The organism is Algibacter luteus (genome assembly GCF_900141715.1).
GTDB lineage: Bacteria > Bacteroidota > Bacteroidia > Flavobacteriales > Flavobacteriaceae > Arenitalea > Arenitalea lutea.
Genome location: NZ_FQYK01000001.1, coordinates 447,774 through 473,515 on the forward strand (window position 1 = coordinate 447,774; position 25,742 = coordinate 473,515).

Here is a 25,742-nt window from a genome sequence, read left to right on the forward strand (position 1 = left end):
AATATCTTAGAATTTAAGTCCTGCTTCTCTAGCACCTTCTGCTAGTGATTTTACTCTTCCGTGGTATAAATATCCACCTCTATCAAAAGCTATGGTTTCTACACCTGCCTTTAAAGCTTTTTCAGCAAGTGCTTTACCTACTAATTTAGCTACTTCTGATTTAGTTGCTTTCGCAGAACTAATATCTTTATCTCTTGAAGATGCTGCACTGATAGTGTTACCAGTTACATCATCAACTATTTGAGCATAAATTTCTTTATTACTTCTATAAACAGCTAATCTTGGTCTAGCTTCTGTACCAGAAACTACTTTTCGGATTCTGTTTTTTATCCTTATTCTTCTTTCGTTCTTTGTCAATGCCATAACTTAATTATTAAGCTGATTTACCTGCTTTTCTTCTTATTTCTTCACCAACAAACTTGATTCCTTTTCCTTTGTAAGGCTCAGGCTTTCTAAATCCGCGGATTTTTGCAGCTACTTGACCAACAAGTTGTTTATCGAATGATGTTAGTTTTACAATAGGATTTTTACCTTTTTCTGATATCGTTTCCACTTTTACTTCTGGAGCAATATCAAGAATGATGTTATGAGAAAACCCTAAGGCTAAATCTAATTTTTGTCCTTGATTTGATGCTCTATAACCTACACCTACCAATTCTAACTCTTTTGTCCATCCTTTAGAGACACCTTCAATCATATTGTGCATTAAAGATCTATATAAACCGTGTTTAGCTTTTTGATCTTTAGTATCAGAAGAACGTGTAACCCAAACGCTACCATCTTCAACTTTTATCTCGATAGAGTCGTAGTTTTGTGTTAACTCTCCTAATTTTCCTTTTACAGTAACTACGCCGTCTTTAACGTCTACTGTTACACCTTCTGGAATGGCTACTGGATTATTTCCTATTCTTGACATTTCTTTCTGGCTTTAAATTAGTATACGTAACATAAAACTTCTCCACCTACATTATCTCTTTTGGCTTGTTTACCAGTCATTACTCCATGTGAAGTAGAGACAATAGCAATACCAAGACCATTAAGAATTCTAGGCAACTCATTAGCTCCAGCATACTTACGTAAACCTGGAGTACTAATTCTTTGAAGCTTCTTAATTACTGGTTCTTTTGTTTCTTTATTGTACTTAAGAGCTATTTTAATAGTTCCTTGTACAGTAGAATCATCAAATTTATAACTTAAAATATATCCTTGTTCGAATAAAATTTTAGTTATGTCTTTTTTAAGATTAGATGCAGGTATCTCTACCACTCTGTGGTTAGCACGCACTGCGTTTCTAATTCTTGTCAAATAATCCGCAATTGGATCTGAGTACATAATGAATTGATTTTGTGGTCTTGGTTTTCGAACCTATGTCGAACCTTAAACCTGATTATTTAAATAATATTACCAACTTGCTTTTTTAACTCCAGGAATAAGACCTTGGTTGGCCATTTCTCTAAATGTTACACGAGAAATACCAAATGTTCTCATATATCCTCTAGGTCTTCCTGTTAATTTACATCTATTATGCTGACGTATAGGAGATGCGTTTTTTGGCAACTTTTGTAATGCTTCATAGTCTCCAGCTTCTTTCAAAGCTTTACGTTTTTCAGCATATTTAGCTACTGTTTTAGCTCTTTTTACCTCGCGGGCTTTCATTGATTCTTTAGCCATATCTTAATTCTTTTGAAAAGGTAATCCTAATTCAGTTAATAATGATTTTGCTTCTTTATCAGTATCTGCAGTAGTTACAAATGTGATATCCATACCAGAAATTTTATTCACTTTATCAATATTTATCTCTGGAAAGATAATTTGTTCTGTAATTCCTAAATTGTAATTACCTCTACCGTCAAATCCTGTAGCTTTAATTCCATTAAAATCTCTAACACGTGGAAGTGCTGAAGTTACTAATCGATCTAAAAACTCGTACATTCTTTCGCCACGTAAAGTTACTTTTACCCCAATTGGCATCCCTTTACGTAATTTAAAAGAAGCAACATCTTTCTTAGATAATGTAGAAATCGCTTTTTGTCCAGATATAGTCGTTAATTCTTCTACTGCGTAGTCAATTAACTTTTTGTCTGCAACTGCAGCTCCAACACCTTTAGATATCACTATCTTAGTAAGTTTAGGAACTTGCATTACATTCTTATACCCAAATTCGTCTGTAAGAGCTGCAATTACTCTGCTTTTATACTCTTCTTTAAGTCTTGGTGAATATGCCATAACTATATTACTTCATTAGATTTTACTGAAAATCTTACTTTTTTATCGCCTTCCATTCTATAACCAACTCTAGTTGTTTCACCTTTTGAGGTTAACAATGATAAGTTAGAAATATGAATAGCTGCTTCTTTTTCTACGATTCCTCCTTGAGGGTTTTGCGCACTTGGTTTCGTATGTTTCTTAACCAAGTTTACACCTTCAACAATCGCTTTGTTCTTTTCTATTAATACCTTCTGTACTTTACCTTCAGATCCTTTATGATCTCCAGCTATTACTTTTACAGTATCTCCAGTTTTTATTTTAAGCTTTCCCATCTTAATATTTTGCATTAAAGCACCTCTGGTGCTAATGATACAATCTTCATGAATTGTTTATCACGAAGCTCTCTAGCAACAGGACCAAATACACGTGTACCTCTCATCTCACCGGTTGGGTTTAATAAAACACATGCATTATCATCAAATCTTATATAAGATCCATCTGGTCTTCTTACTTCTTTCTTAGTACGTACAACAACTGCCGTAGAAACCGCTCCTTTTTTAATGTTGCCATTAGGGGTTGCGTCCTTTACAGAAACAACAATTTTGTCTCCAACAGAGGCGTATCTTCTTTTAGTACCACCTAAAACACGGATAGTTAAAACTTCCTTTGCTCCAGTATTGTCTGCTACTTTTAATCTTGATTCTTGCTGTACCATAATTATTTAGCTCTTTCTAAAATTTCAACTAATCTCCAACATTTAGATTTACTTAAAGGTCTTGTTTCCATGATCTTTACAGTATCTCCAATATTACAATCGTTTGTTTCGTCGTGAGCAACGTATTTTTTCGTTTTTAACACGAACTTTCCATACATAGGGTGTTTTACTTTTTTAACCTCTGCAACAACTATTGATTTTTGCATCTTGTTACTAGTAACAACTCCTATACGTTCTTTTCTTAAATTTCTTGTTTCCATCTTTCAGCAGAATTATTGTAATTCTCTTTTAGTTAATTCAGTCGCAATTCTCGCTACGGTTCTTCTTATAGAACGTAATTGAATAGGATTTTCTAAAGGAGATATTGCATGAGCCAATTTAAGGTCTGAATAACTCTTTTTTGTTTCACTAAGTTTCTCTTGTAACTCAGCTACAGATAATTCTTTAATTTCTGATTGTTTCATAATATCAAATAAATTATGCTTCGTAATCTCTAGCGATTATAAACTTAGTTTTTACTGGCAGCTTTTGTGCAGCTAAACGTAATGCTTCTTTTGCAACGTCTAATGGCACACCACCTACTTCAAATAAAACACGACCTGGTCTACATACGGCAACCCATAATTCAACAGCACCTTTACCTTTACCCATACGTACTTCAAGAGGCTTCTTTGTAATAGGCTTGTCTGGAAATATTTTAATCCAAAGTTGACCTTCTCTTTTCATGTAACGTGTAGCGGCAATACGTGCAGCTTCTATTTGACGTGCAGTTATAAACGTAGCGTCTAATGCTTTTATTCCAAAAGTACCGTTTGAAAGTTGATGTCCTCTTCCAGAGAGACCTTTCATACGTCCTTTTTGTTGTTTACGAAATTTTGTTCTTTTAGGCTGTAACATTTTTCTTTACTTTATAAAAAATTACTTTCTACGACGAGGTCCTTTATTTCCTCCTCTGGCACCACCTTTTCCTTCCTTCTTAGACAATCCAACAAGCGGAGAAAGTTCTCTTTTACCATATACTTCACCTTTCATGATCCATACTTTAACACCCAATCTACCATAAGTAGTGTGTGCCTCAACTAAAGCATAGTCAATATCGGCTCTAAAAGTTGATAAAGGAATACGTCCTTCTTTGTAGTGCTCAGATCGTGCCATTTCAGCACCATTTAAACGTCCACTAATTTGGATTTTAATTCCTTCAGCATTCATACGCATTGTAGCAGCAATAGCCATCTTAATTGCACGTCTGTATGAAATTCTGTTTTCAATTTGACGAGCGATACTAGATCCTACTAAAAATGCATCAAGTTCAGGTCTTTTAATTTCAAAAATATTTAACTGAACTTCTTTTCCAGTAATCTTCTTAAGCTCTTCTTTTAACTTGTCTACCTCTTGACCACCTTTCCCAATAATAATTCCAGGTCTTGCAGTAGTGATAGTAACGGTTACAAGTTTTAAAGTTCTTTCGATAATTACTCTACTAACACTTGCCTTAGATAAACGCGCATGAACGTATTTTCTAATCTTATCGTCTTCGGCAAGTTTATCACCATAATCGTTTCCTCCGTACCAGTTAGATTCCCATCCTCTGATAATTCCTAAGCGATTCCCGATTGGATTTGTTTTTTGTCCCATACTCTATCTTAGCTTTGTGTGTTATTGTTAGCTCCAACTACGATTGTTACGTGGTTTGAACGTTTTCTTATTCTGTGTGCACGACCTTGTGGTGCTGGACGCAATCTTTTTAACATAGATCCGCCATCAACTCTAATTTCTTGAACGATTAATTCAGCTTCTTCAATATCAGCCTCTTCGTTTTTAGCTTGCCAGTTTGCAATTGCAGACAATAACAATTTCTCTAAACGACCTGAAGCTTCTTTTTGATTGAATTTCAAGATATTAAGTGCATGTTCTACTTTTTCACCTCTTACTAAATCGGCTACTAAACGCATTTTTCTCGGTGACGTAGGACAATTATTAAGTTTAGCAAAAGCAACATGCTTTTTCCCTTCCTTAATAGCGTCTGCCATTTGTTTTTTACGACTTCCCATAGCTTACTACTTTTTACCTTTATTTTTAGCACCGGCATGTCCACGGAATGAACGTGTTGGTGAAAATTCTCCTAATTTATGACCTACCATGTTTTCTGTTACATAAACAGGAACAAATTGACGGCCATTGTGTACTGCTATTGTTTGTCCAACAAAATCTGGAGTAATCATACTTGCTCTTGACCAAGTTTTGATTACCGATTTTTTGTTAGCTTCAACATTTGCAGCCACTTTTTTCTCTAATTTATAATGAACGTAAGGTCCTTTTTTTAATGATCTTGCCATGTCTTATTTCTTTCTACGTTCTACAATATATTTATTACTTGCTTTTGATTTAGAACGTGTTCTATATCCTTTAGCTGGTATACCGTTTCTAGAACGTGGGTGTCCTCCTGAAGATTTACCTTCACCACCACCCATTGGGTGATCAACTGGATTCATTACTACTGGTCTAGTACGTGGTCTTCTTCCTAACCATCTTGTTCTACCTGCTTTACCACCAACTAACAATTGATGATCTGAGTTAGATACAACACCTATAGTAGCCATACAGTTAGCAAGAATTAATCTTGTTTCACCTGAAGGCAACTTAATAGTTGCAAACTTACCATCTCTTGCCATTAATTGAGCAAATGCACCTGCACTACGAGCCATAACAGCCCCTTGTCCTGGACGTAACTCTACGCAAGAAATAATAGTTCCTAATGGAATTTCACTTAATGGCATTGCATTTCCAATTTCTGGAGCAATTCCCTCTTTACCAGATACTACATTTTGCCCAACCTGAAGTCCATTTTGCGCAATAATGTATCTTTTTTCACCATCTTGATAATTCAATAATGCGATAAAAGCTGTTCTGTTTGGATCGTATTGAATAGAAGCTACTTCACCAGGAATACCTGCTTTGTCTCTTTTAAAATCAATGATACGATACTTTTTCTTATGACCTCCACCAATATAGCGCATGGTCATTTTTCCTTGACTGTTTCTACCACCAGACCTTTTGTTCGGAACGAGTAAACTCTTTTCCGGCTTATCAGTAGTTATGGCGTCATACCCATTTACTACTCTAAATCGCTGTCCTGGTGTGATTGGTTTTAATTTTCTTACTGACATTAGTCTTTAATTACATGTTACTGTATAAATCAATCATTTCACCTTCCGCCAGTTGTACAATTGCCTTTTTAACAGCATTTGTTTTACCATGTTGAATACCAGTTTTTGTGAACTTGGTACTACGATCTGGACGGACATTTATAGTACGAACTTTTTCAACAGAAACACCATAAGCAGCTTCCACCGCTTTTTTGATTTCTACCTTGTTCGCCTTTGTGTTCACCGCGAAAGTATAGCAGTTTCTTAACTCGCTATCGGCAGTCGCTTTTTCTGTGATTATAGGTTTAATTAAGATACTCATCTGTTTCTTATTTACTTAAGTTTGTTTCAATTCCTTCTAACGCTCCTTCTAACAGCACTACTTGATTTGCATTTAAAATCTTGTAAGTGCTTAATTCTGAGCTAGTTATGACTTCTGAACTTTTTAAATTGCGCGATGACAAATATACGTTATTATTTGACCCACCCAACACAAACAGCGTTTTTTTGTTTTCAAGCTCTAAAGCCTTTAAAACTGCCGTAAAATTCTTCGTCTTTACAGAGTCAAAATTGAAGTCTTCTAGAACTGTTATTGACTTTTCTCCTGCTTTGATACTTAAGGCAGATTTACGTGCTAAACGCTTTAAGTTTTTATTAAGTTTGAAGCTGTAATTTCTTGGTCTTGGTCCGAACATACGGCCACCACCTTTAAATACACCAGACTTAATACTACCTGCTCTTGCTGTACCAGTTCCTTTTTGCTTTTTAATCTTACGTGTACTTCCAGAAATCTCAGCTCTTTCTTTCGATTTGTGAGTTCCTTGACGTTGGTTTGCTAAATATTGTTTAACATCCAAGTATACAGCATGATCATTAGGCTCAATAGCAAACACATCGTTAGAAAGGTCTGCCTTTCTACCTGTGTCTTTTCCGTTTATATCTAAAACTGCTACTTTCATTATTTTCTAATAATTACATAAGCGTTTTTGTGACCAGGAACACATCCTTTAACCACAAGTAGATTCTTTTCAGCAACTACTTTTAAAACTCTTAAATTTTGAACTTTAACTGTGTCTCCACCCATTCTTCCTGCCATTTTCATTCCTTTGAAAACTCTTGCAGGATAAGATGCTGCACCAATAGATCCTGGCGCTCTTAAACGGTTATGCTGACCGTGAGTAGCTTGACCTACACCACCGAAACCATGACGTTTTACAACACCTTGAAATCCTTTTCCTTTAGATGTTCCTGCTACATCAACAAATTCACCTTCAGCGAAATGTTCAACAGTAATTGCATCTCCTAATTTGTACTCCTCATCAAAACCTTTGAATTCAACAACTTTGCGTTTTACAGAAGTACCCGCTTTTTTAGCATGACCTTGGTCTGCTTTTGTAGCGCTTTTTTCTGTCGCGTCATCGAAACCAAGTTGAACAGCCTCATAGCCATCCACTTCTTTAGTTCTGACTTGGGTAACGATACATGGTCCAGCTTCGATTACTGTACAAGGAATGTTCTTCCCGTTTTCGTCGAAAATGCTGGTCATACCGATTTTTTTTCCAATTAACCCAGACATATTTATTTATTATTAATTATTACTATTTCGTTGAAACCTAATTCAACATTCTTATTTAAAAAATTTCAGGGACAAAATACCTTTCGTCCCTGAAATGTATTTATCCGTTTTTCCCGCGACCGCATCGGTGGGACATTTTAATTTCTCTCAACGAGATCCCGAATTTGTTTCGGGATGTAAATTAAAGCCTATATACTTAAACTTTAATTTCCACTTCAACACCACTTGGTAATTCAAGTTTCATCAAGGCATCAATTGTTTTTGATGACGAAGAATAGATATCTAATAATCTTTTATAAGAAGATAATTGAAACTGCTCTCTTGATTTCTTGTTTACGTGTGGAGAACGTAATACAGTGAAAATTTTCTTGTTTGTTGGTAATGGAATTGGACCCGTTACAACAGCACCTGTACTTTTTACTGTTTTTACAATCTTATCAGCAGACTTGTCTACTAAATTATGATCATAAGATTTTAATTTTATTCTGATTTTCTGACTCATTTTCTTAAATTTTAAGCTTCAACACCTTTAGCTGCTTTAATAACTTCTTCAGAAATATTTGAAGGTGTTTCAGCATAATGTGAAAATTCCATAGTTGACGTTGCACGACCTGAAGATAATGTTCTTAATGTAGTAACATATCCAAACATCTCTGATAAAGGTACAGTAGCTTTTACAGTTTTTGCACCTGCTCTATCACCCATATCACTAACTTGACCACGACGACGGTTTAAGTCACCTACAATATCACCCATATTTTCTTCTGGAGTAATAACTTCAAGCTTCATGATTGGCTCCATGATAACCGCTTTTGCTGCTTTTGCTGAATTTTTAAATCCAAGTTTTGCAGCTAATTCGAACGATAATTGATCAGAATCCACATCGTGGTAAGATCCGTCTGTTAACGTTACTTTCATTGCATCAACTTCGTATCCTGCTAATGGTCCATTTACCATAGCCATTCTAAATCCTTTCTCGATTGAAGGGATAAATTCTTTAGGAACGTTTCCACCTTTAATCTCAGACACGAACTCTAAACCTGTTTTACCTTCTTCAGCAGGCTCCAATGTAAACACAATATCAGCAAATTTACCACGTCCACCAGATTGTTTTTTGTAAACTTCTCTGTGTTCTGCACGTTGCGTAATTGCTTCTTTGTACTCTACTTGTGGCTGACCTTGGTTAACCTCTACCTTAAACTCACGCTTAAGACGGTCAACAATTATATCTAAGTGAAGCTCACCCATTCCAGAAATGATAGTCTGTCCTGACGCTTCGTCTGTTCTTGCCGTAAATGTTGGATCTTCTTCAGCTAATTTTGATAAAGCCATTCCCAACTTATCTACATCAGCTTTTGTTTTTGGCTCCACCGCAATACCGATTACTGGATCAGGGAAGTCCATAGATTCTAAAACAATTGGATGTTTTTCATCAGACATGGTATCACCAGTTTTGATGTCTTTAAATCCTACTGCTGCACCTATATCTCCTGCTTCAATAAAATCGATAGCATTTTGCTTGTTAGAATGCATTTGATAGATACGAGAAATACGTTCTTTTTTACCTGAACGATTGTTCAAGATATAAGATCCTGCATCTAAGCGACCAGAATACGCTCTAAAGAATGCTAAACGACCAACAAAAGGATCGGTAGCAATTTTAAATGCTAATGCCGCAAATGGATCAGTAGCACTTGGCTTACGAACTTCTTCTTTACCTGTGTCTGGATTCGTACCTATAATATTCTCTCTATCTAAAGGAGAAGGTAGGTAACGACAAACAGCATCTAATAAGAATTGTACACCTTTGTTTTTGAAAGCAGAACCACATATCATTGGAATAATAGCCATATCCATAACAGCAGCTCTAAGTGCAGCGTGCACTTCATCTTCTGTTATAGAATCTTCATCTTCCATGAATTTCTCTAAAAGATTTTCATCGTAAGTTGCTACTTCCTCAATTAGTAATGCTCTATATTTTTTAGCTTCAGCTTTAAGCTCTTCTGGAATTTCAATAACATCAAAAGTAGCCCCTTGAGTTTCATCATGCCATACTATCGCTCTATTCTTAACTAAATCTATAATTCCTTTAAAATCTATTTCGTCACCAATGTTTAAAACAATTGGTACTGCATTAGATTTCAACATATCTTTTACCTGTTGACAAACCCCTAAGAAGTTTGACCCTTGACGGTCCATTTTATTAACGAAACCAATACGTGGTACTTTATAATTATCTGCAAGTCTCCAGTTCGTTTCAGATTGTGGCTCAACACCATCAACTGCACTAAATAAGAATACTAAACCATCAAGTACACGTAAAGAACGGTTTACTTCAACCGTAAAATCAACGTGACCTGGAGTATCGATAATATTAAAATGATAGTCTTGTGCATCTGCAGTAGGCTGACCATTTTCTATAGGAAACTTCCATTCGCAAGTTGTAGCAGCGGAAGTAATTGTAATACCTCTTTCTTGCTCTTGCTCCATCCAGTCCATTGTTGCAGCACCATCATGTACTTCACCAATTTTATGAGAAACTCCCGTATAATAAAGAATACGTTCTGTTGTAGTAGTTTTTCCTGCATCAATATGCGCAGCAATACCTATATTTCTTGTTAATTTTAAATCTCTTGCCATTTCTTAAAATCTAAAGTGAGAGAATGCTTTATTTGCCTCTGCCATTTTGTGAGTATCTACTCTTTTCTTAACCGCTGCTCCTTCTTCTTTAGCTGCTGCTAAAATCTCTGAAGCTAAACGTAACGCCATAGATTTTTCGTTTCTTTTACGCGAATAGCTAATTAACCATTTCATCGCTGTTGAAACTTTACGATCTGGACGAATTTGCATAGGGATTTGGAACGTTGCACCACCAACACGACGGCTACGTACTTCTACGTGAGGCATCACATTTGATAAAGCATCTTTCCAGATTTCTAATGCTGTTTTTTCTTCGTCAGTTTTTTTCGAATCTACAATATCAATTGCATCGTAGAATACTTTAAAGGCCACAGACTTCTTTCCGTCCCACATCATCATGTTCACGAAACGAGTTACTAACTGGTCGTTAAAACGTGGATCTGGTAAAAGCGGTCTCTTTTTTGCTGCTCTTTTTCTCATGTCTTCTTCTTAAAGTTTTAATTACTTTTTAGGGCGTTTAGCACCATACTTAGATCTACGTTGCGTTCTACCTGAAACACCTGCTGTGTCTAAAGCACCACGTACAATGTGATATCTAACTCCTGGTAAATCTTTTACCCTTCCACCTCTAACCAATACTATCGAGTGCTCTTGTAGATTGTGTCCTTCACCACCGATGTATGCATTAACCTCGTTTCCGTTTGTTAAACGAACCCTTGCTACCTTACGCATTGCTGAGTTAGGTTTTTTAGGAGTTGTTGTGTAAACACGAGTACACACACCACGTCTTTGCGGACAAGAATCTAAAGCAGCCGATTTACTCTTCTTGGTTATTTTGGCTCTTCCTTTTCTTACTAATTGCGAAATTGTTGGCATATATATTATATATAAATTTTATTATCCTCTTTTAAGAGGGCTGCAAAGGTAGAAATTAAAATTAAAATTTCAAACCCTAATCGTTTAATTTTTAAGAGATTTGAAAAATAAAATCGTAAGCTATATTATTAGCCTATATTTTTCCGTTAGATTTACATCAAAATAAGTTTTAAAAACGTGCAAAAAACTTTAAGAATAGTCCTTATTATATATATCTTTTTTTCTCAAGAAGGATTTTGCCAAAATTTAATACTAAATGTTAATGGTCAATCTGAAGATGAAACGGTTATAATTAGCAATCTCCAGTACCAAAAAACACATAAAGATTTTGAGTCTATAAGATTAGAAGTTGATTCTATTCAAAACCAACTCTTCAAGATAGGTTATATCGAAAACAGGGCATCAAAAATCACTAGAATAAATGACTCGACATTTGTCACGAAAATAAACTTAAAGAATAGGTATGATACCATTCATATATACTACAATAACGTTCAGATTGACCAAGTTACATTAAAAGCCCTATCAAAAGAAGTTAATGAAGATTACTTTGTTCTCAGTTTTAATGAAGTAGCAAAGGCGCTTCGGTTTATTAATTCTGAAATTTCAAAAAAAGGACTTCCTTTTTCCAAAGTTAGTTTATCAAGCATTACAGCTAAAAATGCTACTACATTAAAAGCTAACTTATTCATTGATGTTTCAAACAACAAAAGAACTATAAACAATATTGTGATTCGAGGCTACGATAAGTTTCCAAAATCCTACATAAAGCACTTTTTAAAAATAAAGCCAAAACAGGTTTTTGATTTAAAAGCAATTAAAACCAAATCAGAACAACTTAACAACTTAAATTTCGCTAATGAAGTAAGACCTCCAGAAGTATTATTTTCTAAAGATTCCACAACCTTATATATGTACCTAGAGAAATCTAAAAGCAACAATTTTGATGGTTTTTTAGGTTTTGGTACAAATGAAGACACAAACCAACTCGAATTTGATGGGTATTTGAATTTAATCCTAACTAATAATTTAAATTTTGGAGAATCTTTCCGATTACTTTACAAGAGTGACGAGAACGACCAAAAAACATTTGAAACGAATGCAACGCTTCCTTATTTATTTAACACTCCTATTGGAATTGATTTACAATTAAGAATATTTAAAAAAGATTCATCATTCACTACCGTTAATCAAGCGCTAAGACTTCATTATCAAATAAACTCCAAACATAAAATTTTGAGTGGTATAGTTTCAACTGAGTCAAACAACCTTTTAAATGATAATTCATCCTTTGCTATTTCAGATTACAAAACACAACATTACACTATAGCTTATCAATTCTTAAAACGACAATCTAGCATTTTACTTTTCCCTGTTAAAGAAAGCTTATATATTGAGGTAGGCATTGGAGAAAGAAAAACAACCACAACAAAAGAAAACCAATCACAATATAGCTTAGATGCATTAAAAATATTCGACTTAAATAAAACGAATAGTATTTTTATAAGAGCCAACGGATCTCATCTTAATTCTAAATCTTATTTTGAAAACGAATTATTAAGATTTGGAGGTATAAATTCTATTAGAGGTTTTGAAGAAAATAGTCTTTTTGCCAATTTATTTGGAGTTTTAAATACCGAATACCGATACACACTTAGTAATTCCTTATATATCCACTCTATTATCGACGCTGGTTACTTTGAAAATGAAGTATTAAAAACAAAAGAAAAACTTTTTGGCTACGGGTTTGGGTTTGGTATTCTTACAAAAGCAGGACTATTAAAGTTTAACTATGCAAACGGCAAAAATGAGAATACGAGATTTAAACTGTCTAATTCCAAAATACATATCAGTTTAACTGCTAATTTCTAGTGTCAAATTATCATTTTCTTAAAAATTGATGCTTTTTATCAAATTTTAACCATTATTTATTGTTTTATTAACTTTATTTTATGATTTTTGGCATTGACTAATTCAAATAATTATAAAATGAAAACAAAGTTTAGTGGAATTCTAACGCTATTACTAGCGTTTGTTGTGCAACTAACGTTTGCACAAGAAAAGACAATTTCAGGTACTGTATCAGATGGATCTGGTTTACCGTTACCGGGAGCAACTGTCTTAGTAAAAGGTACTACTTCTGGTACATCAACAGATTTTGATGGTAAGTATACATTAAAAGCCAATACTGGGAGTACTCTGGTATTCAGTTTTGTGGGATATACTACCAAAGAAGTTGCAGTAGGTGCCTCAAACACAATTAACGTTACTTTAAATGAAGATGCCCAAGCATTAGAAGAGGTAGTAGTAACTGCCTTAGGTATAAAGCGAGATGAAAAAGCTTTAGGGTATTCTGTTCAAGGAATTAAAGGTGATGGCTTAACCGAAGCAAGAGAAAGTAACATATCAAATGCTTTAAGTGGTAAAATTGCCGGTGTTCAAGTAACAGGAACCTCTGGTAGTGTTGGTGCTTCATCAAGAATTGTACTTAGGGGTAACTCTTCTATTACTGGTAACAACGAGCCGCTTTACGTAGTTGATGGTGTTCCTATCGATAACAGAAGTTTTGGTAACGCTGGTTCTGGTGGTGGAGTTGATTTACCAAATGGTGCTGCCGACATTAATCCAGACGACATTGAATCTGTTACTGTACTTAAAGGACCTAATGCAGCTGCATTATATGGTTTACGTGCAGGTAATGGTGTAATTGTTATTACTACTAAAAGAGGAAATGGCGCGAAAAAATTTGGCGTATCTGTTAATACAAACGTAACATTCTCTAATCCTTTACTTTTACCTAGCTACCAAAATTCTTATGGACAAGGTGGTGATCCTACTTACTTCGAATTTGTTGATGGAGCAAGTGGTGGATCTGGTGATGGTGTAGATGAGAGTTGGGGACCACCTTTAGATGTTGGTCTTGAGTTTATCCAATGGAATTCACAATTAAACGGTGGAATCCCTTTACCATGGAGATCTTACCCTGATAACGTTAAAAATTTCTTAGACACAGGAGTTAATATTTCTAATAACGTTTCATTTACTAATAATAATTTCAGATTATCTATTGGTAATACAGATGAAAAAGGTATGGTTCCGAATACAGAACTTAAAAAAGTTACTGTAGGTTTAAGTGGATCTTTAGAAATTGGCGATCGCATGACAGTTGGAATGTCATTAAACTATTTTAATACTGATAGTGACAATTTACCAATCTCTGGATATAACAACGAAAATCCATTCCAACAATTTATTTGGTCTGCAAGACAAGTTGATTTCCAAGAATTAAGAAACTGGAGAGATTTTCCTTTAGCTCCAGATGGAACTGCAGCAGCAGGAACGCCTTTAAACTGGAACCACAACTTCCAAAACAATCCATACTGGGTTCTTGAAACTAACAGAAATACTTTAGAAAAAGATCGTATCGTTGGAAACGTAGATGTATCTTACCAATTAACTGACTGGTTGTCATTTAATCAGAAATTAGGAATTGACTCTTACAGCCAACTTGAAACTCAAAGACAAGCCGTAGGAAGTAACAATGCTCAAAATGGTAGTTATTTTGAAATTCAAAGACGTTTTGAAGAGGTAAATGCAACATCTATTTTATCTGCAAATCAACCTATTAGTGAAGATATTGGTTTTTCTGCAAGTATTGGTTTTCAACACATGAATAGACAATACAATTCTACTTCTGGATTCCTTCCAGGATTAGAGTTACCGAATTTATATAATCTTTCAAACTTACAAACAGGAGCAACTGCCGTATTAGGTAATCTTGAAAGAAACCAACAGATTAATAGTGTGTTCGGATACGGACAATTTTCTTTCAAAGAAATGATATTTGTTGATTTTACAGCGAGACAAGATTGGGCTAGTATTTTACCAGTTAAAAACAACTCATTCTTCTATCCTTCTGTAGCTGGTTCTATTTTATTATCAGAAATGTTTGATTTACAATCTGCAAAAATAGATTACTTAAAATTAAGAGGTGGTTGGTCTCAAGTAGGTAGTACAGGTGCTTTAGCTCCTTATAACATTATTTCTACTTTTGGATTAACTAATACTGGTTTTGGTAACCAAGGATTCGTTCCTAACACGCAATTTAACCCTGAGTTAAAAGCTGAAACGGTAACTGGAATTGAGTTTGGTATTGATGCAAAATTATTCTCAAACAGACTTCGTTTAAGTGCTACTTACTACGATCAGCAATCTGAGGATTTATTAGTTCCTATTCAAGTATCTTCGGCTACAGGTTCTACTTCATCTTGGGATAACATTGCCGACATGAGTAACAAAGGTATCGAGCTTCAATTAGGAGGTACAATTATTGAATCTGAAGATTTCAGTTTTGATATTGATTTAAACTTTGCGCAAAACGAAAACGAAGTTGTATCTTTAGGAGAATTAGATAGTTATGTACTTGGTGGACAATGGGGTGTTACACTTCAAGCAAGACCAGGTTTACCTTATGGTGTAATAGTTGGTCGTGATTTTGAAAGAACTTCTGATGGTCAAGTTATTTATGAAGCTGGACTTCCTAAAATTGACGAATCACAACAAGTACTTGGAGATATCGCGCCAGACTGGACAGGAGGTGCTAACTTCTCACTTAGATATAAAAACTTAAGCTTTTCAACGCTTATTGATGCTAAAATTGGTGGAGATGTGCACAGTATGACATACGCATGGGGTAGATTTGCTGGTACTTTAGAAGAAACTTTAGTTGGCCGTGAAACAGGTTTAGTTGGAGATGGTGTAAGAGAAGATGGAAACGGAGGATATGTTCCTAACGACGTTGTTGTAGGCGCACAATCATTCAACCAAGCATCTTATAGTAACAGTATAGAATCAAGTTCAGTATTTGATGCTAGTTATGTTAAACTAAGACAAATAACTTTAGGTTATAGCGTACCTTCGAAAATGCTAAAGAATTCACCTTTTGAAGCAGTTAAATTTTCAATTGTAGGTAGAAACTTAGCACTTCTTTATAAGAAAGCGCCACATATTGATCCTGAAACAGGATTTAGTAGTGCAAACGGAGAACAAGGTCAAGAGTTTGGTCAATACCCATCTGCAAGAACCGTTGGTTTTAACATAAACTTAAAATTCTAAAAAAATTATGAAAAAATTTAAAATTATATTATTTGCTCTTATCAGCTTTTCTTTCGCTACTGGTTGCGACGGAGACTTTGAAGAACTAAATAAAGATCCAAATAACCCTGTGGCAATTCCTGCCGATTTATTATTGGGTTATGCACAAAGACAATTTAGCAATGCTACTTATGGTATGCAACGTGGTGGAGACATGGGAGCTTGTTGGGCTCAGTTATGGTCTAAAGTACAATACAACGATGAAGCAAGATATGTTCCACGTAGAGGTGTAGTTGATGCCCTTTGGGATAATATCTTCACTTTAACTGTGTCTGAAGGTAAAGCCATGTATGATTTAGCTGAAGCTGATGGTAACACTAACTTACAAGGTGTTGCTTTAGTAATGCAAGCTATAGGTTATCAAACTTTAGTTGAACTTTATGGACCGATTCCATTTACAGAAGCTATTAATGGTGCCATTTTAAAACCAGCTTACGATGATGAAGCAACTGTTTTTGAAGGTGTTATCGATTTGTTAACACAAGCATCTACCTTATTATCGAATGGAACTGGTTCTGTAACTGCGTCATCAGATTTATATTACGGAGGTGATACTTCAAAATGGCTAAAATTAGCTAATTCATTAAAGTTTAGAGCTTTAATGAGAATTTCAGGAACTAGAAGTGTTTCTTCTGAATTACAAGCATTAGTAAATGGCGGAAACATGTTCGCTAGTAATGATGATAGTGCTGAAATTACTTATTTATCAGTTGCACCAGATGCGAATCCTATTTGGGAAACAGTAGTTGATGGTAACAGACCAGAATACAAAATTGGTCTTGCTTTAACTGATATTTTAGAAGGTTTAGGAGACCCTAGATTAGAAGTTTATGCATCACCAAACGCTAGTGGAGACATCGTAGGTAAGCCTGCAGGATTTGGTAATCAAACACCACTTCCTAATGATGCCTTAGGATATACTTACGCCAATATTTCAGGATTAGGTGCATTTTACTTAAGACCAGAATTACCTGCAGTAATTATGTCTTACTCGCAATTAAACTTTTTAATGGCAGAAGCTGCAAACGAAGGTTATATTTCTGGAGGAATTGCTGCAGCTAAAGAATACTATTATAAAGGAATTGCTGCAAACTTCCAATGGAATGGAATGGATCCAACTTCATACTTAGCACAAGAAAATCTAAACTTTGCATCACAATCAGATGGTCGTGACAAAATTGCAACTCAAGTATGGATTTCGCTTTTCAGCCAAGGGTTTGAAGCATGGACAGAGTGGAGAAGAACAAAAATTCCTGCACTTCTACCTGCAGCAGAAGCTGCTTTAAATGAAATACCTTCAAGACTTTATTACCCAACACTAGAGCCTTCATTAAATAAAGAAAATTATGATGCAGCAGCTTCTAGTATTGGTGGCGATTTATTAACATCGTCATTGTTTTGGCAATAACTAAAAAAAAAATAATATGAAAACTTTAAAGAAATTAATTTTAACGTTATTCGTTTCAACCATGATATTTTCATGTATTGACGATGACAACGATGAATTGACTGGAAATGCCGCACTAGGCGGTCTAGTAGACGTTGGTAATCCTTTGATTAGCTATGTTGTAGGAAGTGGTAACACGTATTCAGCAGCAGGAGCCGTATTTCAGGCCAATATTCAAACTACTGAAGTGAAAGTTTATAACACTTTTACAGATAACATGAGCGGAAGTTCAAGTAACAGAGTATTACTAAAAACAATTCCAATTTCGAACACAGCTGTAGGGACTACTGCAAATTTTACAGTAACCTTTACTTATGAAGAACTAATTGCTGGATTAACTTTAAACGGTAGCCCATTACCTGATAGTGATGGAGGCCTAAATATTGGTGATTTCTGGACTTTAGAATATGAAGCTGTAACAAGCGAAGGAAAAACTCACAACAACTCTAGTGTTACTAAAGTTGCTGTAGGTACACGTTATGCTGGTATTTACACAGTAGTAGCAAGTGCTTATTGGAACTCAGGAAGTCTATTAGGAAACTGGACTGGTGGTGACAGAGTAATTGAATCTGTTGATGCAACTATTTACAGACATGCAGGTTTAGCTTATTGGGATGATAATGAATTCTTCTTTACTGTAGATAATGATACAAATGTTATCACAGTACTTGATAAAGATTTAGAAGATGGTGACTTGTTATTAAATGGTTCGCCTGTAATGACTTGTACTGGAGGTACTGGTTCATTTGAAGTTTTAACTTGTGACGGAACTACGTCTCGTGCAATTCCTGACGATGTTACTGGTAAAGACGTTTTAGAATTTACAGTAGGGTACTTTAGAGGTGTAGGTGCGACTAGAGAGTTCTTTGAGCGCCTAGAAAAACAAGTAGACTAATTCAGTTTAAATTAAATACAAACACATGAAAAATAAAATATATAAAATAGCTTTAGTATTAAGTGCTTTCGTCTTTGCTATTGCTTGTGAAAACACAGACGATCTCACTGGTGACAGTGTAGTAAGTCCATCAAATCCAGCTTTATCGGTTTCTTTAGATTTTGGTCCAACCGAATCTCTAATTGAAACTGAAGCAGATTATGGATTTACAGTATCTCTAAGTCAACCTCAGGTCGTTGCAGTAGAAGTATATTTAGAATTACTTCCTAACAGTACGGCTTCAGAAGGTTCTGATTTATCTTTTCCTCATCATATAAGAATTCCTGCAGGAAGTACATCTGTTTCAGATGTCATTACAATTCATGGTGATGACTTGGCAGAAGATACTGAAACAGCTGTAATTAGAATAGGAACTGGTAAAGAAGCTAACGTTTCTGCAACAAATTCGCAAGTCGTATCTTTTAATATTATGAACTATACTGAAGGTGATATTGCAATTGATATGACTTGGACTTCACCACAAGATTTTACCGATAATTTTGGTAATGCTATTGATGATGAAGAGATAGGCGATTTAATACTTTATGTTTCAGATGCTAATATTCCAACTTCCATAAACTATCTTACCGTGGATAATGCATTTGGTTTCGAATCTTTCGTTTTTGAAGAAGCTTATCCAGATGGTGAATATTATTTAGTTGCTGGATTCTATTCAGCTGGAGACTTTGGTGGTAACGATGCTGCTTTAGATATTTCGCTTACATTTAATCAACCAGGAGTTATTAATAATCGAGTTGTAACGGTACCTAATGCATTAAATACTGCATTCGCAAGTTGTCAAACATCTGTTATAGCAAAATTAACCAAATCTGGGACCAACTATACTATTGAGTCTGTTGGGCTTGCAAATTCAGTTGGAGTACCAGCTTCTGATATGTATGTTGGAGACTATAGTATGACTGTTTCTGGAACAAATGCTTTTGGTGTTCCTTCTTTTGATGACCAAACTGTTACATTAGTAGCAAACGGTAATTCTAGAACTATTGAAGATTTATCTTATTTACCTGCTTTTGGTGGATTTGCGATTGATTTTACATTTGAATTTGTTGATGCATGTGGTCTAACTACTGTACCTGAGTATGACACAGGTGTTGGTTGTGTTGCCGGGGCAGAAGCTATGTTCCTAGGACCATCTGGAAGTGATGCAAGTTATTCAGTCGATGATGATATGACTTTAATAGTTAATTTCCAGGATGCTTCAAACGCTGGAAATAGCTGTGATGCACCTGCATCAGAGATAGTATTAACTTTTACTAAGTTATAAAAAACTTATTTATTAAAAAACCACCTCGAATGAGGTGGTTTTTTTTTCTAATAAAATAAGATATCTAATTATTATTCTTATTTTTAGATAAAAACTTGCAATATGAAAAAATTTACACTTTTCTCAATAGGCTTAATTTTCTGTAGCCTATTTTCACATTCCCAAAATCTTAACAAAGCCTTAAACGATTTTCAAAGTAAAACACAAGCCACTATTACATTTAATAAAAATTTAGAGGCTCCTGGTTTTATAAAATTTCCTCTTAATAAAGAATTGTATGTAGCTGGTAAGACAGTAAAAGAAAAAGCTCATAATTTTTTATTAGAAAACAAAACAGTTTATGGGATTTCCAACTTAGACGAGACTCTTCCTCCTAACGGCGAAATCAAAATTGATAATTATGGATTAAAACATTACGAAACAAAACAGTTTTACAAAGGTGTTCCGGTTTATGATTCAGGTTTAAAATTTCATTTTAATAAATATGACAATATAACATCTGTTAATGGTAATATCATATCTGATATTAAACTAGATGTTACTCCAAGACTAGCTAAAACTTTAGCTAATACAAAAGCTTTAGAATTAGTAAAAGACTTAAATAATTCTGGAGAACCTTTAAAAATAATTTCTAACGAACTAATGGTATTTCCAAAAGGGCTAGTTGAAGGCAATGTGACCTCAAAACATTTGGTTTATCGCATTGAAGTTCGTAACGATTTAGATGTTAGAGAATTTCTATTTATAGATGCGCACTCAGGTAAACTTGTAGAGCAATTTACTGGTATTGCTCATGCACTAGATAGAATATTATATGAAGGCGATACAAGTAATAAAACATGGCAAGAGGGTCTTTCCTTTCCTGGGTTTTTAAATGTATGGCAACAGGCTGAAGTAGCTGCTGCAGGACATACCTATCATTTTTTTAATAACGCATTTGGGTTTACATCTTACGATGGGCAAGATGCACAAATGGTGACCATAAATAATAATCCCAATATAAACTGCCCGAATGCAACTTGGAATGGTGTTTCTGCCAATTATTGCGACGGTACAGCTTCTGATGATGTTGTTGCACACGAGTGGGGTCATGCTTACACAGACTATACTTGTAATTTAGTATATGCTTACGAATCCGGTGCAATTAATGAGTCTTTATCCGATATCTGGGGTGAAACCATAGATTTATTAAATGGATATAATGATGACGGTGAAGATGTTACTGTACGTACCGGTTCTACAATAAATGAACGTTGGAAAATGGGTGAAGATGCATCAGCTTTTGGAGGAGCTATTAGAGATTTATGGGCGCCAAATTTAAATGGAGACCCAGGAAAAATGAGCGATAATCAATACGCATGCGACGTAGATGAAAATGATAATGGTGGGGTACATACAAATTCAGGGATTCCAAATCATGCTTATGCCTTATTAGTGGACGGTGGAACTTATAACGGTCAAACCATAGGGAGTTTGGGCTTTGTAAAGGCTGCACATATCTTTTGGCGTGCACAAAGTGAATATTTAACTGCAACGAGTGATTTTGAAGTTCTTTCTGACGCATTAGAAGCGGCATGTGCTGATTTGGTTGGAATTAATCTTCAAGGATTATCTACAACAGATACGCCTGCAGGACTTTCTGGTGAGATCATTACACTTGCTGATTGTCAAGAAGTAACAAAGGCTTTAATTGCTGTTGAAATGAAGACAGAAAATGGATGTCCTTACGCAACTATTCTTGCACCGTCTTCTGAATTATGTGGCGCTGCAACATCGAATCCTATTTTCATTGAAGATTGGGAAAGTGGATTAGGGTCTTGGACGGTATCTCAAATTCCTGTAAATGCTGGAACTTGGGAGTCTAGAGATTGGACCATTGAAACGTCGTTACCAGATAGAGCAGGTCAAGGTATATTTGCACCAAATCCAATAAACGGCGATTGTGATACAGATTTACAGAACGGTATCCTTCGATTAGAAAGCCCAACAATTACAATCCCTAATTATACGAATGGCACATTTAGTTTAGCATTTAACCATAATGTTTCTACTGAGCTAAATTATGATGGTGGTAACATTAAATTCAGTTTAGATAATGGTGCTACTTGGGCTATTTTACCAGCATCTGCTTTTACAGAAAATGCGTATAACTTAACTCTTAACAATACGAACAATGACAGCCCAATGAGCGGTGAAGAAGCCTTCTCTGGATCTGATACAGGTTCTTTTGATAGTGTATGGGGCCAAAGTACCATCGACTTATCTGCTATAGGCGTTACTGCTAATTCGACGTTAAAATTAAGATTCGAGTTTGGAAGTGATGGTTGTAATGGAAAAATTGGTTGGTATTTAGATGAAATTGTCATTTTTAACTGTGCTGAAGCATTATCAATCAACGATTTCGACTTCTTAGGCAATAACATAAGTATTTACCCTAACCCATCCTCTGGTATATTTAATATCAAAATGAAGAGTATCTCTGATTTCCGCTATGATGTTTTAGACATTACAGGTAAATCTATTATGAGTAGAATGAATATAAACGATAATTCTTTTAAAGTTGATTTAAGCAATTATTCAAAAGGGATTTATTTCTTTAAATTATATTCTGGCGAAGGTGCTATTACTAAAAAATTGATTGTTCAATAAAATAAAAAAGAGCAACTATAACTTAAAAAAGAGACTGAAAGTTCAGTCTCTTTTTTTATACCTTTACACCAATGGAAAACCAAACACAAATATTCGGTATTAGAGCTATTATAGAAGCTGTAAATGCTGGCGAGACAATTGATAAAGTATTTCTTCAAAAAGGTTTAAAAGGGGAATTATTTGGCGAATTAGAATCTGTTTTAAGGAAAAACAGTATTAATTCATCATATGTACCTGTTGAAAAACTAAATAGATTAACCAATAAAAACCACCAAGGTGCAGTTGCTCAAATTTCACCGATTGCGTTTCATGACATGGAAACCTTAGTTTTAAATGTTATTGAATCTGGGAAAACACCGCTTTTTCTATTGCTTGATCAATTAAGTGACGTTCGAAACTTTGGCGCCATTATTAGAACCGCTGAATGTACTGGTGTTGATGGAATCATCATCCAAAAGAAAGGTGGGGCTCCTGTAAATGGCGACACGATAAAAACAAGTGCTGGAGCAGTTTTTAAAATTCCTATTTGCAAAGTAGACCATATTAAAGATGCTGTATTCTACATGCAAGCTTCTGGCATAAAGGTGATTGCTGCCACCGAAAAAACGAATGATACCTTGTACGATGTTTCTTTTGTTGAACCTTGTGCCATTATTATGGGATCTGAAGGTAAAGGTATCAATCCATCGACTTTAAAAGTTGTAGATGCTAAAGCTAAACTACCTTTGCTTGGTGATATTGAATCTTTAAATGTATCCGTAGCTTGTGGTGCTTTTTTATATGAAGTAGTGAGACAGAGGCTTTCTTAGGTTATTAGACTTGCTTAGATTTTTAGACTGCTTAGAATTTATTTTAGACTTTTTAGATTATAGAATTAGTCTTTGTTTTCTCGGTAGGTATAGTTTACTTGTTGTTGCTCCGCCTCTATTTCGGGTGTTTTGGTTTCAATAAAATTTCCATTTTCATCGAAGTGTTTTAAAAACGGATCATCATCTTCGTTATAATTTTCTTGTTCCCAAACGTATTTTTTAGGCTTTGCTATTTCTTTTCTGAAGATAAGCGCAAACAGTAAACCTGTTATTAAACCTGCTAAATGCCCTTCCCAAGAAATACCTTTTTCTATAGGCATAGTATACCAAATCATACTGCCATACAGGAAAATAACGCCTAATGATAAGGCTATAAGTCTATAGTGTTTTGCGATAACTCCCTTAAAGAAAGTAAAACTTACCAGCACATAAATAAGTCCGCTTATCCCAATATGGTAAGACGGTCTGCCAATGCACCAGGTAAGAAATCCAGAAACTAAGATGCCTAAAATAAGTACTTTCCAAGCGATATGCCTGTAGAAATAAAACAATGCTGTAGATAAAACGAATAACGGTACAGTATTGTGATAAATGTGTTTGATGTCGCCATGAATAAACGGACTCAACACAACACCTCTTAAACCCTTAAGCGTTTGCGGAAAGACACCATACTTACTAAAGTTGTACCCAAAACGCACCTCGAACCAAAATACCAACCAAATAGTGAGCACAAAAAATATGGGGTATGCAATAACACCTGTAGAGAATTTAAAATGATCTTTATTTTTCATTAACATAAAAGTAGCAAATAGTTAACCAACTTTGTAATTTGTGCTAAATTGGCAGGTACGCCCGCGTGAGGGATTGAAGCATTTGTTGAAGCTACCGACGCAGGAGGGAGCGACTGCTGAAAGCCCGACCCCCGATTTTTCTTCGGGGGGCACGCCCAAAACTTGAATTATTTCGTGTAATTTTGTAACTATGAACAACAATGCCCCTTTAGCGGAACGGTTAAGGCCCAAAACCCTGGAAGACTACGTTAGCCAAACACACTTGGTTGGCAAAGGCGGTGCTTTAACGCAGCACATTAAACAGGGTTTAATACCATCGATGATTTTTTGGGGACCTCCAGGAACAGGTAAAACCACATTGGCAAATATTATTGCGAACGAATCTGGCAGACCATTTTACACCTTAAGTGCTATAAATTCTGGCGTTAAAGATATTCGGGAGGTTATTGATAAGGCTAAACAAAGTGGTGGTTTGTTTACTACTAAAAACCCTATTTTGTTTATAGATGAGATACACCGGTTTAGTAAATCTCAGCAAGATTCACTACTACAAGCTGTTGAGAAAGGATGGATTACACTTATTGGTGCGACTACCGAAAATCCGAGTTTTGAGGTAATTTCGGCACTTTTATCACGTTGTCAGGTTTATATTTTAAATGCGTTTGATAAAACCGATTTAGAAACACTTTTAAAACGCGCCATTGAAACCGATGAGCAACTTTCCAAAAAAAATATTACACTTAAGGAAACCAATGCGTTACTTAGGCTATCTGGTGGCGATGCCAGAAAACTGCTCAATGTGTTCGAGCTTTTAGTAAATGCTTTTGATACCGATGATGTTGTTATTACAGACGAGACTGTTTTAGAAAACATCCAAAACAATACGGTTAGGTACGACAAAACCGGAGAGCAACACTATGATATCATTTCGGCATTTATTAAATCCATTCGTGGTAGCGATCCTAACGGCGCGGTATATTGGTTGGCTAGAATGATAGAAGGTGGCGAAGATGTAAAATTTATTGCCCGCCGCCTATTAATTGCCGCAAGTGAAGATATAGGAAATGCTAACCCCACGGCCCTGGTTATAGCTAACAACACTTTTCAAGCAGTTGCTACTATTGGCTACCCAGAATCGCGCATTATTTTAAGTCAGTGCGCCACATATTTAGCCTGCTCTCCCAAAAGCAATGCCGCATATATGGCGATTGGGAATGCGCAACAATTGGTTAAGGAAACGGGCGACTTAAGTGTACCGTTAGAAATTAGAAACGCCCCCACAAAACTCATGAAAGAGCTTGGTTATGGTGATAATTACAAGTACGCACATAATTACGAAGGCAACTTTACCAACCAAGAGTTTTTACCAGACGAAATTAAAAACCAGAAATTATACGACCCCGGAAACAACGCTCGCGAAAATGCGCATCGGGAGTTTTTAAAGCAGCGCTGGAAAGATAAATACGGTTATTAGTTTTTGGGCGCCTGCCTGCCGGCAGGCAGGTTACCACT

30 protein-coding genes are annotated in these 25,742 nt (G+C 35.4%); 8 read left to right on the plus strand and 22 right to left on the minus strand.

Annotated elements, in window-relative coordinates:
* Window positions 1-6: 6 nt before the first annotated feature.
* The 21 genes from rplR to rpsL form a co-directional block, all read right to left on the minus strand.
* Window positions 7-363 carry a 50S ribosomal protein L18 gene (gene rplR, locus BUA46_RS01785; RefSeq protein WP_019386283.1) on the minus strand — a complete coding sequence of 119 codons (357 nt, stop codon included), beginning with the start codon at window positions 361-363 and terminating at the stop codon, window positions 7-9.
* Between the two features lie 10 nt (window positions 364-373).
* Window positions 374-916: a 50S ribosomal protein L6 gene (gene rplF / locus BUA46_RS01790; protein WP_019386282.1), complete on the minus strand. Its 543-nt coding sequence runs from the start codon at window positions 914-916 to the stop codon at window positions 374-376.
* Window positions 917-933: 17 nt separating this feature from the next.
* Window positions 934-1,332 (minus strand): 30S ribosomal protein S8, encoded by a 399-nt coding sequence (gene rpsH, locus BUA46_RS01795; RefSeq protein ID WP_019386281.1) that lies wholly within the window; start codon window positions 1,330-1,332, stop codon window positions 934-936.
* Window positions 1,333-1,401: 69 nt separating this feature from the next.
* Window positions 1,402-1,671, minus strand: a complete 270-nt coding sequence (rpsN, locus tag BUA46_RS01800; RefSeq protein WP_019386280.1) for a 30S ribosomal protein S14 — start codon at window positions 1,669-1,671, stop codon at window positions 1,402-1,404.
* Between the two features lie 3 nt (window positions 1,672-1,674).
* A complete protein-coding gene (gene rplE / locus BUA46_RS01805; RefSeq protein WP_019386279.1) occupies window positions 1,675-2,226 on the minus strand; it encodes a 50S ribosomal protein L5 in 552 nt (183 codons plus the stop codon).
* Between the two features lie 2 nt (window positions 2,227-2,228).
* Window positions 2,229-2,540 (minus strand): 50S ribosomal protein L24, encoded by a 312-nt coding sequence (gene rplX, locus BUA46_RS01810; protein WP_026009903.1) that lies wholly within the window; start codon window positions 2,538-2,540, stop codon window positions 2,229-2,231.
* 14 nt (window positions 2,541-2,554) lie between these two features.
* The gene (gene rplN / locus BUA46_RS01815) at window positions 2,555-2,923 is read right to left on the minus strand and encodes a 50S ribosomal protein L14 (protein WP_019386277.1); all 369 of its coding nucleotides are present in this window, start codon (window positions 2,921-2,923) and stop codon (window positions 2,555-2,557) included.
* A 2-nt stretch (window positions 2,924-2,925) separates the two neighbouring features.
* On the minus strand, window positions 2,926-3,183 hold the full coding sequence (gene rpsQ / locus BUA46_RS01820) for a 30S ribosomal protein S17 (protein WP_019386276.1): 258 nt from the start codon (window positions 3,181-3,183) through the stop codon (window positions 2,926-2,928).
* 12 nt (window positions 3,184-3,195) lie between these two features.
* Window positions 3,196-3,387 carry a 50S ribosomal protein L29 gene (gene rpmC / locus BUA46_RS01825; protein WP_019386275.1) on the minus strand — a complete coding sequence of 64 codons (192 nt, stop codon included), beginning with the start codon at window positions 3,385-3,387 and terminating at the stop codon, window positions 3,196-3,198.
* Between the two features lie 13 nt (window positions 3,388-3,400).
* The gene (gene rplP, locus BUA46_RS01830) at window positions 3,401-3,820 is read right to left on the minus strand and encodes a 50S ribosomal protein L16 (protein WP_019386274.1); all 420 of its coding nucleotides are present in this window, start codon (window positions 3,818-3,820) and stop codon (window positions 3,401-3,403) included.
* A 21-nt stretch (window positions 3,821-3,841) separates the two neighbouring features.
* Window positions 3,842-4,558: a 30S ribosomal protein S3 gene (rpsC, locus tag BUA46_RS01835; RefSeq protein WP_019386273.1), complete on the minus strand. Its 717-nt coding sequence runs from the start codon at window positions 4,556-4,558 to the stop codon at window positions 3,842-3,844.
* A gap of 8 nt (window positions 4,559-4,566) precedes the next feature.
* Window positions 4,567-4,974, minus strand: coding sequence for a 50S ribosomal protein L22 (gene rplV / locus BUA46_RS01840; protein ID WP_019386272.1), 408 nt, complete (start codon window positions 4,972-4,974; stop codon window positions 4,567-4,569).
* A gap of 6 nt (window positions 4,975-4,980) precedes the next feature.
* The gene (rpsS, locus tag BUA46_RS01845; RefSeq protein WP_019386271.1) at window positions 4,981-5,259 is read right to left on the minus strand and encodes a 30S ribosomal protein S19; all 279 of its coding nucleotides are present in this window, start codon (window positions 5,257-5,259) and stop codon (window positions 4,981-4,983) included.
* Between the two features lie 3 nt (window positions 5,260-5,262).
* Window positions 5,263-6,090 carry a 50S ribosomal protein L2 gene (gene rplB / locus BUA46_RS01850; RefSeq protein ID WP_019386270.1) on the minus strand — a complete coding sequence of 276 codons (828 nt, stop codon included), beginning with the start codon at window positions 6,088-6,090 and terminating at the stop codon, window positions 5,263-5,265.
* Between the two features lie 10 nt (window positions 6,091-6,100).
* Window positions 6,101-6,391 (minus strand): 50S ribosomal protein L23, encoded by a 291-nt coding sequence (rplW, locus tag BUA46_RS01855; RefSeq protein ID WP_019386269.1) that lies wholly within the window; start codon window positions 6,389-6,391, stop codon window positions 6,101-6,103.
* Window positions 6,392-6,398: 7 nt separating this feature from the next.
* Entirely contained in the window at window positions 6,399-7,028 is a 630-nt protein-coding gene (rplD, locus tag BUA46_RS01860) for a 50S ribosomal protein L4 (protein ID WP_019386268.1), read from the minus strand.
* Entirely contained in the window at window positions 7,028-7,645 is a 618-nt protein-coding gene (rplC, locus tag BUA46_RS01865; RefSeq protein WP_019386267.1) for a 50S ribosomal protein L3, read from the minus strand. Before rplC ends, rplD begins: the two co-directional genes overlap by 1 nt.
* 196 nt (window positions 7,646-7,841) lie before the next feature.
* Window positions 7,842-8,147, minus strand: a complete 306-nt coding sequence (rpsJ, locus tag BUA46_RS01870; RefSeq protein WP_019386266.1) for a 30S ribosomal protein S10 — start codon at window positions 8,145-8,147, stop codon at window positions 7,842-7,844.
* Window positions 8,148-8,158: 11 nt separating this feature from the next.
* A complete protein-coding gene (gene fusA / locus BUA46_RS01875) occupies window positions 8,159-10,285 on the minus strand; it encodes an elongation factor G (protein ID WP_019386265.1) in 2,127 nt (708 codons plus the stop codon).
* 3 nt (window positions 10,286-10,288) lie between these two features.
* Window positions 10,289-10,765: a 30S ribosomal protein S7 gene (gene rpsG / locus BUA46_RS01880; RefSeq protein ID WP_019386264.1), complete on the minus strand. Its 477-nt coding sequence runs from the start codon at window positions 10,763-10,765 to the stop codon at window positions 10,289-10,291.
* A gap of 21 nt (window positions 10,766-10,786) precedes the next feature.
* On the minus strand, window positions 10,787-11,161 hold the full coding sequence (gene rpsL / locus BUA46_RS01885) for a 30S ribosomal protein S12 (protein ID WP_019386263.1): 375 nt from the start codon (window positions 11,159-11,161) through the stop codon (window positions 10,787-10,789).
* Window positions 11,162-11,338: 177 nt separating this feature from the next.
* Here rpsL and BUA46_RS01890 point away from each other — a divergent pair, with 177 nt between their 5' ends.
* From BUA46_RS01890 to rlmB, 7 genes are all read left to right on the plus strand, one after another.
* Entirely contained in the window at window positions 11,339-13,033 is a 1,695-nt protein-coding gene (locus tag BUA46_RS01890) for a POTRA domain-containing protein (protein WP_019386262.1), read from the plus strand.
* Between the two features lie 117 nt (window positions 13,034-13,150).
* Window positions 13,151-16,276 carry a SusC/RagA family TonB-linked outer membrane protein gene (locus BUA46_RS01895; RefSeq protein WP_019386261.1) on the plus strand — a complete coding sequence of 1,042 codons (3,126 nt, stop codon included), beginning with the start codon at window positions 13,151-13,153 and terminating at the stop codon, window positions 16,274-16,276.
* Between the two features lie 7 nt (window positions 16,277-16,283).
* Window positions 16,284-17,723 carry a SusD/RagB family nutrient-binding outer membrane lipoprotein gene (locus BUA46_RS01900; RefSeq protein WP_019386260.1) on the plus strand — a complete coding sequence of 480 codons (1,440 nt, stop codon included), beginning with the start codon at window positions 16,284-16,286 and terminating at the stop codon, window positions 17,721-17,723.
* Between the two features lie 16 nt (window positions 17,724-17,739).
* A complete protein-coding gene (locus BUA46_RS01905; protein ID WP_019386259.1) occupies window positions 17,740-18,657 on the plus strand; it encodes a hypothetical protein in 918 nt (305 codons plus the stop codon).
* A 25-nt stretch (window positions 18,658-18,682) separates the two neighbouring features.
* Window positions 18,683-19,981, plus strand: a complete 1,299-nt coding sequence (locus BUA46_RS01910) for a hypothetical protein (protein ID WP_019386258.1) — start codon at window positions 18,683-18,685, stop codon at window positions 19,979-19,981.
* A gap of 102 nt (window positions 19,982-20,083) precedes the next feature.
* Window positions 20,084-22,630 (plus strand): M4 family metallopeptidase, encoded by a 2,547-nt coding sequence (locus tag BUA46_RS01915; protein WP_019386257.1) that lies wholly within the window; start codon window positions 20,084-20,086, stop codon window positions 22,628-22,630.
* A gap of 71 nt (window positions 22,631-22,701) precedes the next feature.
* Entirely contained in the window at window positions 22,702-23,439 is a 738-nt protein-coding gene (gene rlmB, locus BUA46_RS01920; protein ID WP_019386256.1) for a 23S rRNA (guanosine(2251)-2'-O)-methyltransferase RlmB, read from the plus strand.
* A gap of 65 nt (window positions 23,440-23,504) precedes the next feature.
* On the opposite strand, the gene BUA46_RS01925 is transcribed toward rlmB, so the two are convergent.
* Complete coding sequence (locus BUA46_RS01925; protein WP_019386255.1) at window positions 23,505-24,230, minus strand: rhomboid family intramembrane serine protease; 726 nt, start codon at window positions 24,228-24,230, stop codon at window positions 23,505-23,507.
* Between the two features lie 190 nt (window positions 24,231-24,420).
* Between BUA46_RS01925 and BUA46_RS01930 the strand changes: the two genes are divergently transcribed.
* Window positions 24,421-25,704, plus strand: coding sequence for a replication-associated recombination protein A (locus BUA46_RS01930; protein ID WP_019386254.1), 1,284 nt, complete (start codon window positions 24,421-24,423; stop codon window positions 25,702-25,704).
* The last annotated feature ends 38 nt before the right edge of the window (window positions 25,705-25,742 follow it).

Coding starts and splice junctions, on each gene's coding strand:
- rplR (WP_019386283.1), bottom strand. CDS start 363: ATGGCATTGACAAAGAACGAAAGAAGAATAAGGATAAAAAACAGAATC.
- rplF (WP_019386282.1), bottom strand. CDS start 916: ATGTCAAGAATAGGAAATAATCCAGTAGCCATTCCAGAAGGTGTAACA.
- rpsH (WP_019386281.1), bottom strand. CDS start 1,332: ATGTACTCAGATCCAATTGCGGATTATTTGACAAGAATTAGAAACGCA.
- rpsN (WP_019386280.1), bottom strand. CDS start 1,671: ATGGCTAAAGAATCAATGAAAGCCCGCGAGGTAAAAAGAGCTAAAACA.
- rplE (WP_019386279.1), bottom strand. CDS start 2,226: ATGGCATATTCACCAAGACTTAAAGAAGAGTATAAAAGCAGAGTAATT.
- rplX (WP_026009903.1), bottom strand. CDS start 2,540: ATGGGAAAGCTTAAAATAAAAACTGGAGATACTGTAAAAGTAATAGCT.
- rplN (WP_019386277.1), bottom strand. CDS start 2,923: ATGGTACAGCAAGAATCAAGATTAAAAGTAGCAGACAATACTGGAGCA.
- rpsQ (WP_019386276.1), bottom strand. CDS start 3,183: ATGGAAACAAGAAATTTAAGAAAAGAACGTATAGGAGTTGTTACTAGT.
- rpmC (WP_019386275.1), bottom strand. CDS start 3,387: ATGAAACAATCAGAAATTAAAGAATTATCTGTAGCTGAGTTACAAGAG.
- rplP (WP_019386274.1), bottom strand. CDS start 3,820: ATGTTACAGCCTAAAAGAACAAAATTTCGTAAACAACAAAAAGGACGT.
- rpsC (WP_019386273.1), bottom strand. CDS start 4,558: ATGGGACAAAAAACAAATCCAATCGGGAATCGCTTAGGAATTATCAGA.
- rplV (WP_019386272.1), bottom strand. CDS start 4,974: ATGGGAAGTCGTAAAAAACAAATGGCAGACGCTATTAAGGAAGGGAAA.
- rpsS (WP_019386271.1), bottom strand. CDS start 5,259: ATGGCAAGATCATTAAAAAAAGGACCTTACGTTCATTATAAATTAGAG.
- rplB (WP_019386270.1), bottom strand. CDS start 6,090: ATGTCAGTAAGAAAATTAAAACCAATCACACCAGGACAGCGATTTAGA.
- rplW (WP_019386269.1), bottom strand. CDS start 6,391: ATGAGTATCTTAATTAAACCTATAATCACAGAAAAAGCGACTGCCGAT.
- rplD (WP_019386268.1), bottom strand. CDS start 7,028: ATGAAAGTAGCAGTTTTAGATATAAACGGAAAAGACACAGGTAGAAAG.
- rplC (WP_019386267.1), bottom strand. CDS start 7,645: ATGTCTGGGTTAATTGGAAAAAAAATCGGTATGACCAGCATTTTCGAC.
- rpsJ (WP_019386266.1), bottom strand. CDS start 8,147: ATGAGTCAGAAAATCAGAATAAAATTAAAATCTTATGATCATAATTTA.
- fusA (WP_019386265.1), bottom strand. CDS start 10,285: ATGGCAAGAGATTTAAAATTAACAAGAAATATAGGTATTGCTGCGCAT.
- rpsG (WP_019386264.1), bottom strand. CDS start 10,765: ATGAGAAAAAGAGCAGCAAAAAAGAGACCGCTTTTACCAGATCCACGT.
- rpsL (WP_019386263.1), bottom strand. CDS start 11,161: ATGCCAACAATTTCGCAATTAGTAAGAAAAGGAAGAGCCAAAATAACC.
- BUA46_RS01895 (WP_019386261.1), top strand. CDS start 13,151: ATGAAAACAAAGTTTAGTGGAATTCTAACGCTATTACTAGCGTTTGTT.
- BUA46_RS01900 (WP_019386260.1), top strand. CDS start 16,284: ATGAAAAAATTTAAAATTATATTATTTGCTCTTATCAGCTTTTCTTTC.
- BUA46_RS01905 (WP_019386259.1), top strand. CDS start 17,740: ATGAAAACTTTAAAGAAATTAATTTTAACGTTATTCGTTTCAACCATG.
- BUA46_RS01910 (WP_019386258.1), top strand. CDS start 18,683: ATGAAAAATAAAATATATAAAATAGCTTTAGTATTAAGTGCTTTCGTC.
- BUA46_RS01915 (WP_019386257.1), top strand. CDS start 20,084: ATGAAAAAATTTACACTTTTCTCAATAGGCTTAATTTTCTGTAGCCTA.
- rlmB (WP_019386256.1), top strand. CDS start 22,702: ATGGAAAACCAAACACAAATATTCGGTATTAGAGCTATTATAGAAGCT.
- BUA46_RS01925 (WP_019386255.1), bottom strand. CDS start 24,230: ATGAAAAATAAAGATCATTTTAAATTCTCTACAGGTGTTATTGCATAC.
- BUA46_RS01930 (WP_019386254.1), top strand. CDS start 24,421: ATGAACAACAATGCCCCTTTAGCGGAACGGTTAAGGCCCAAAACCCTG.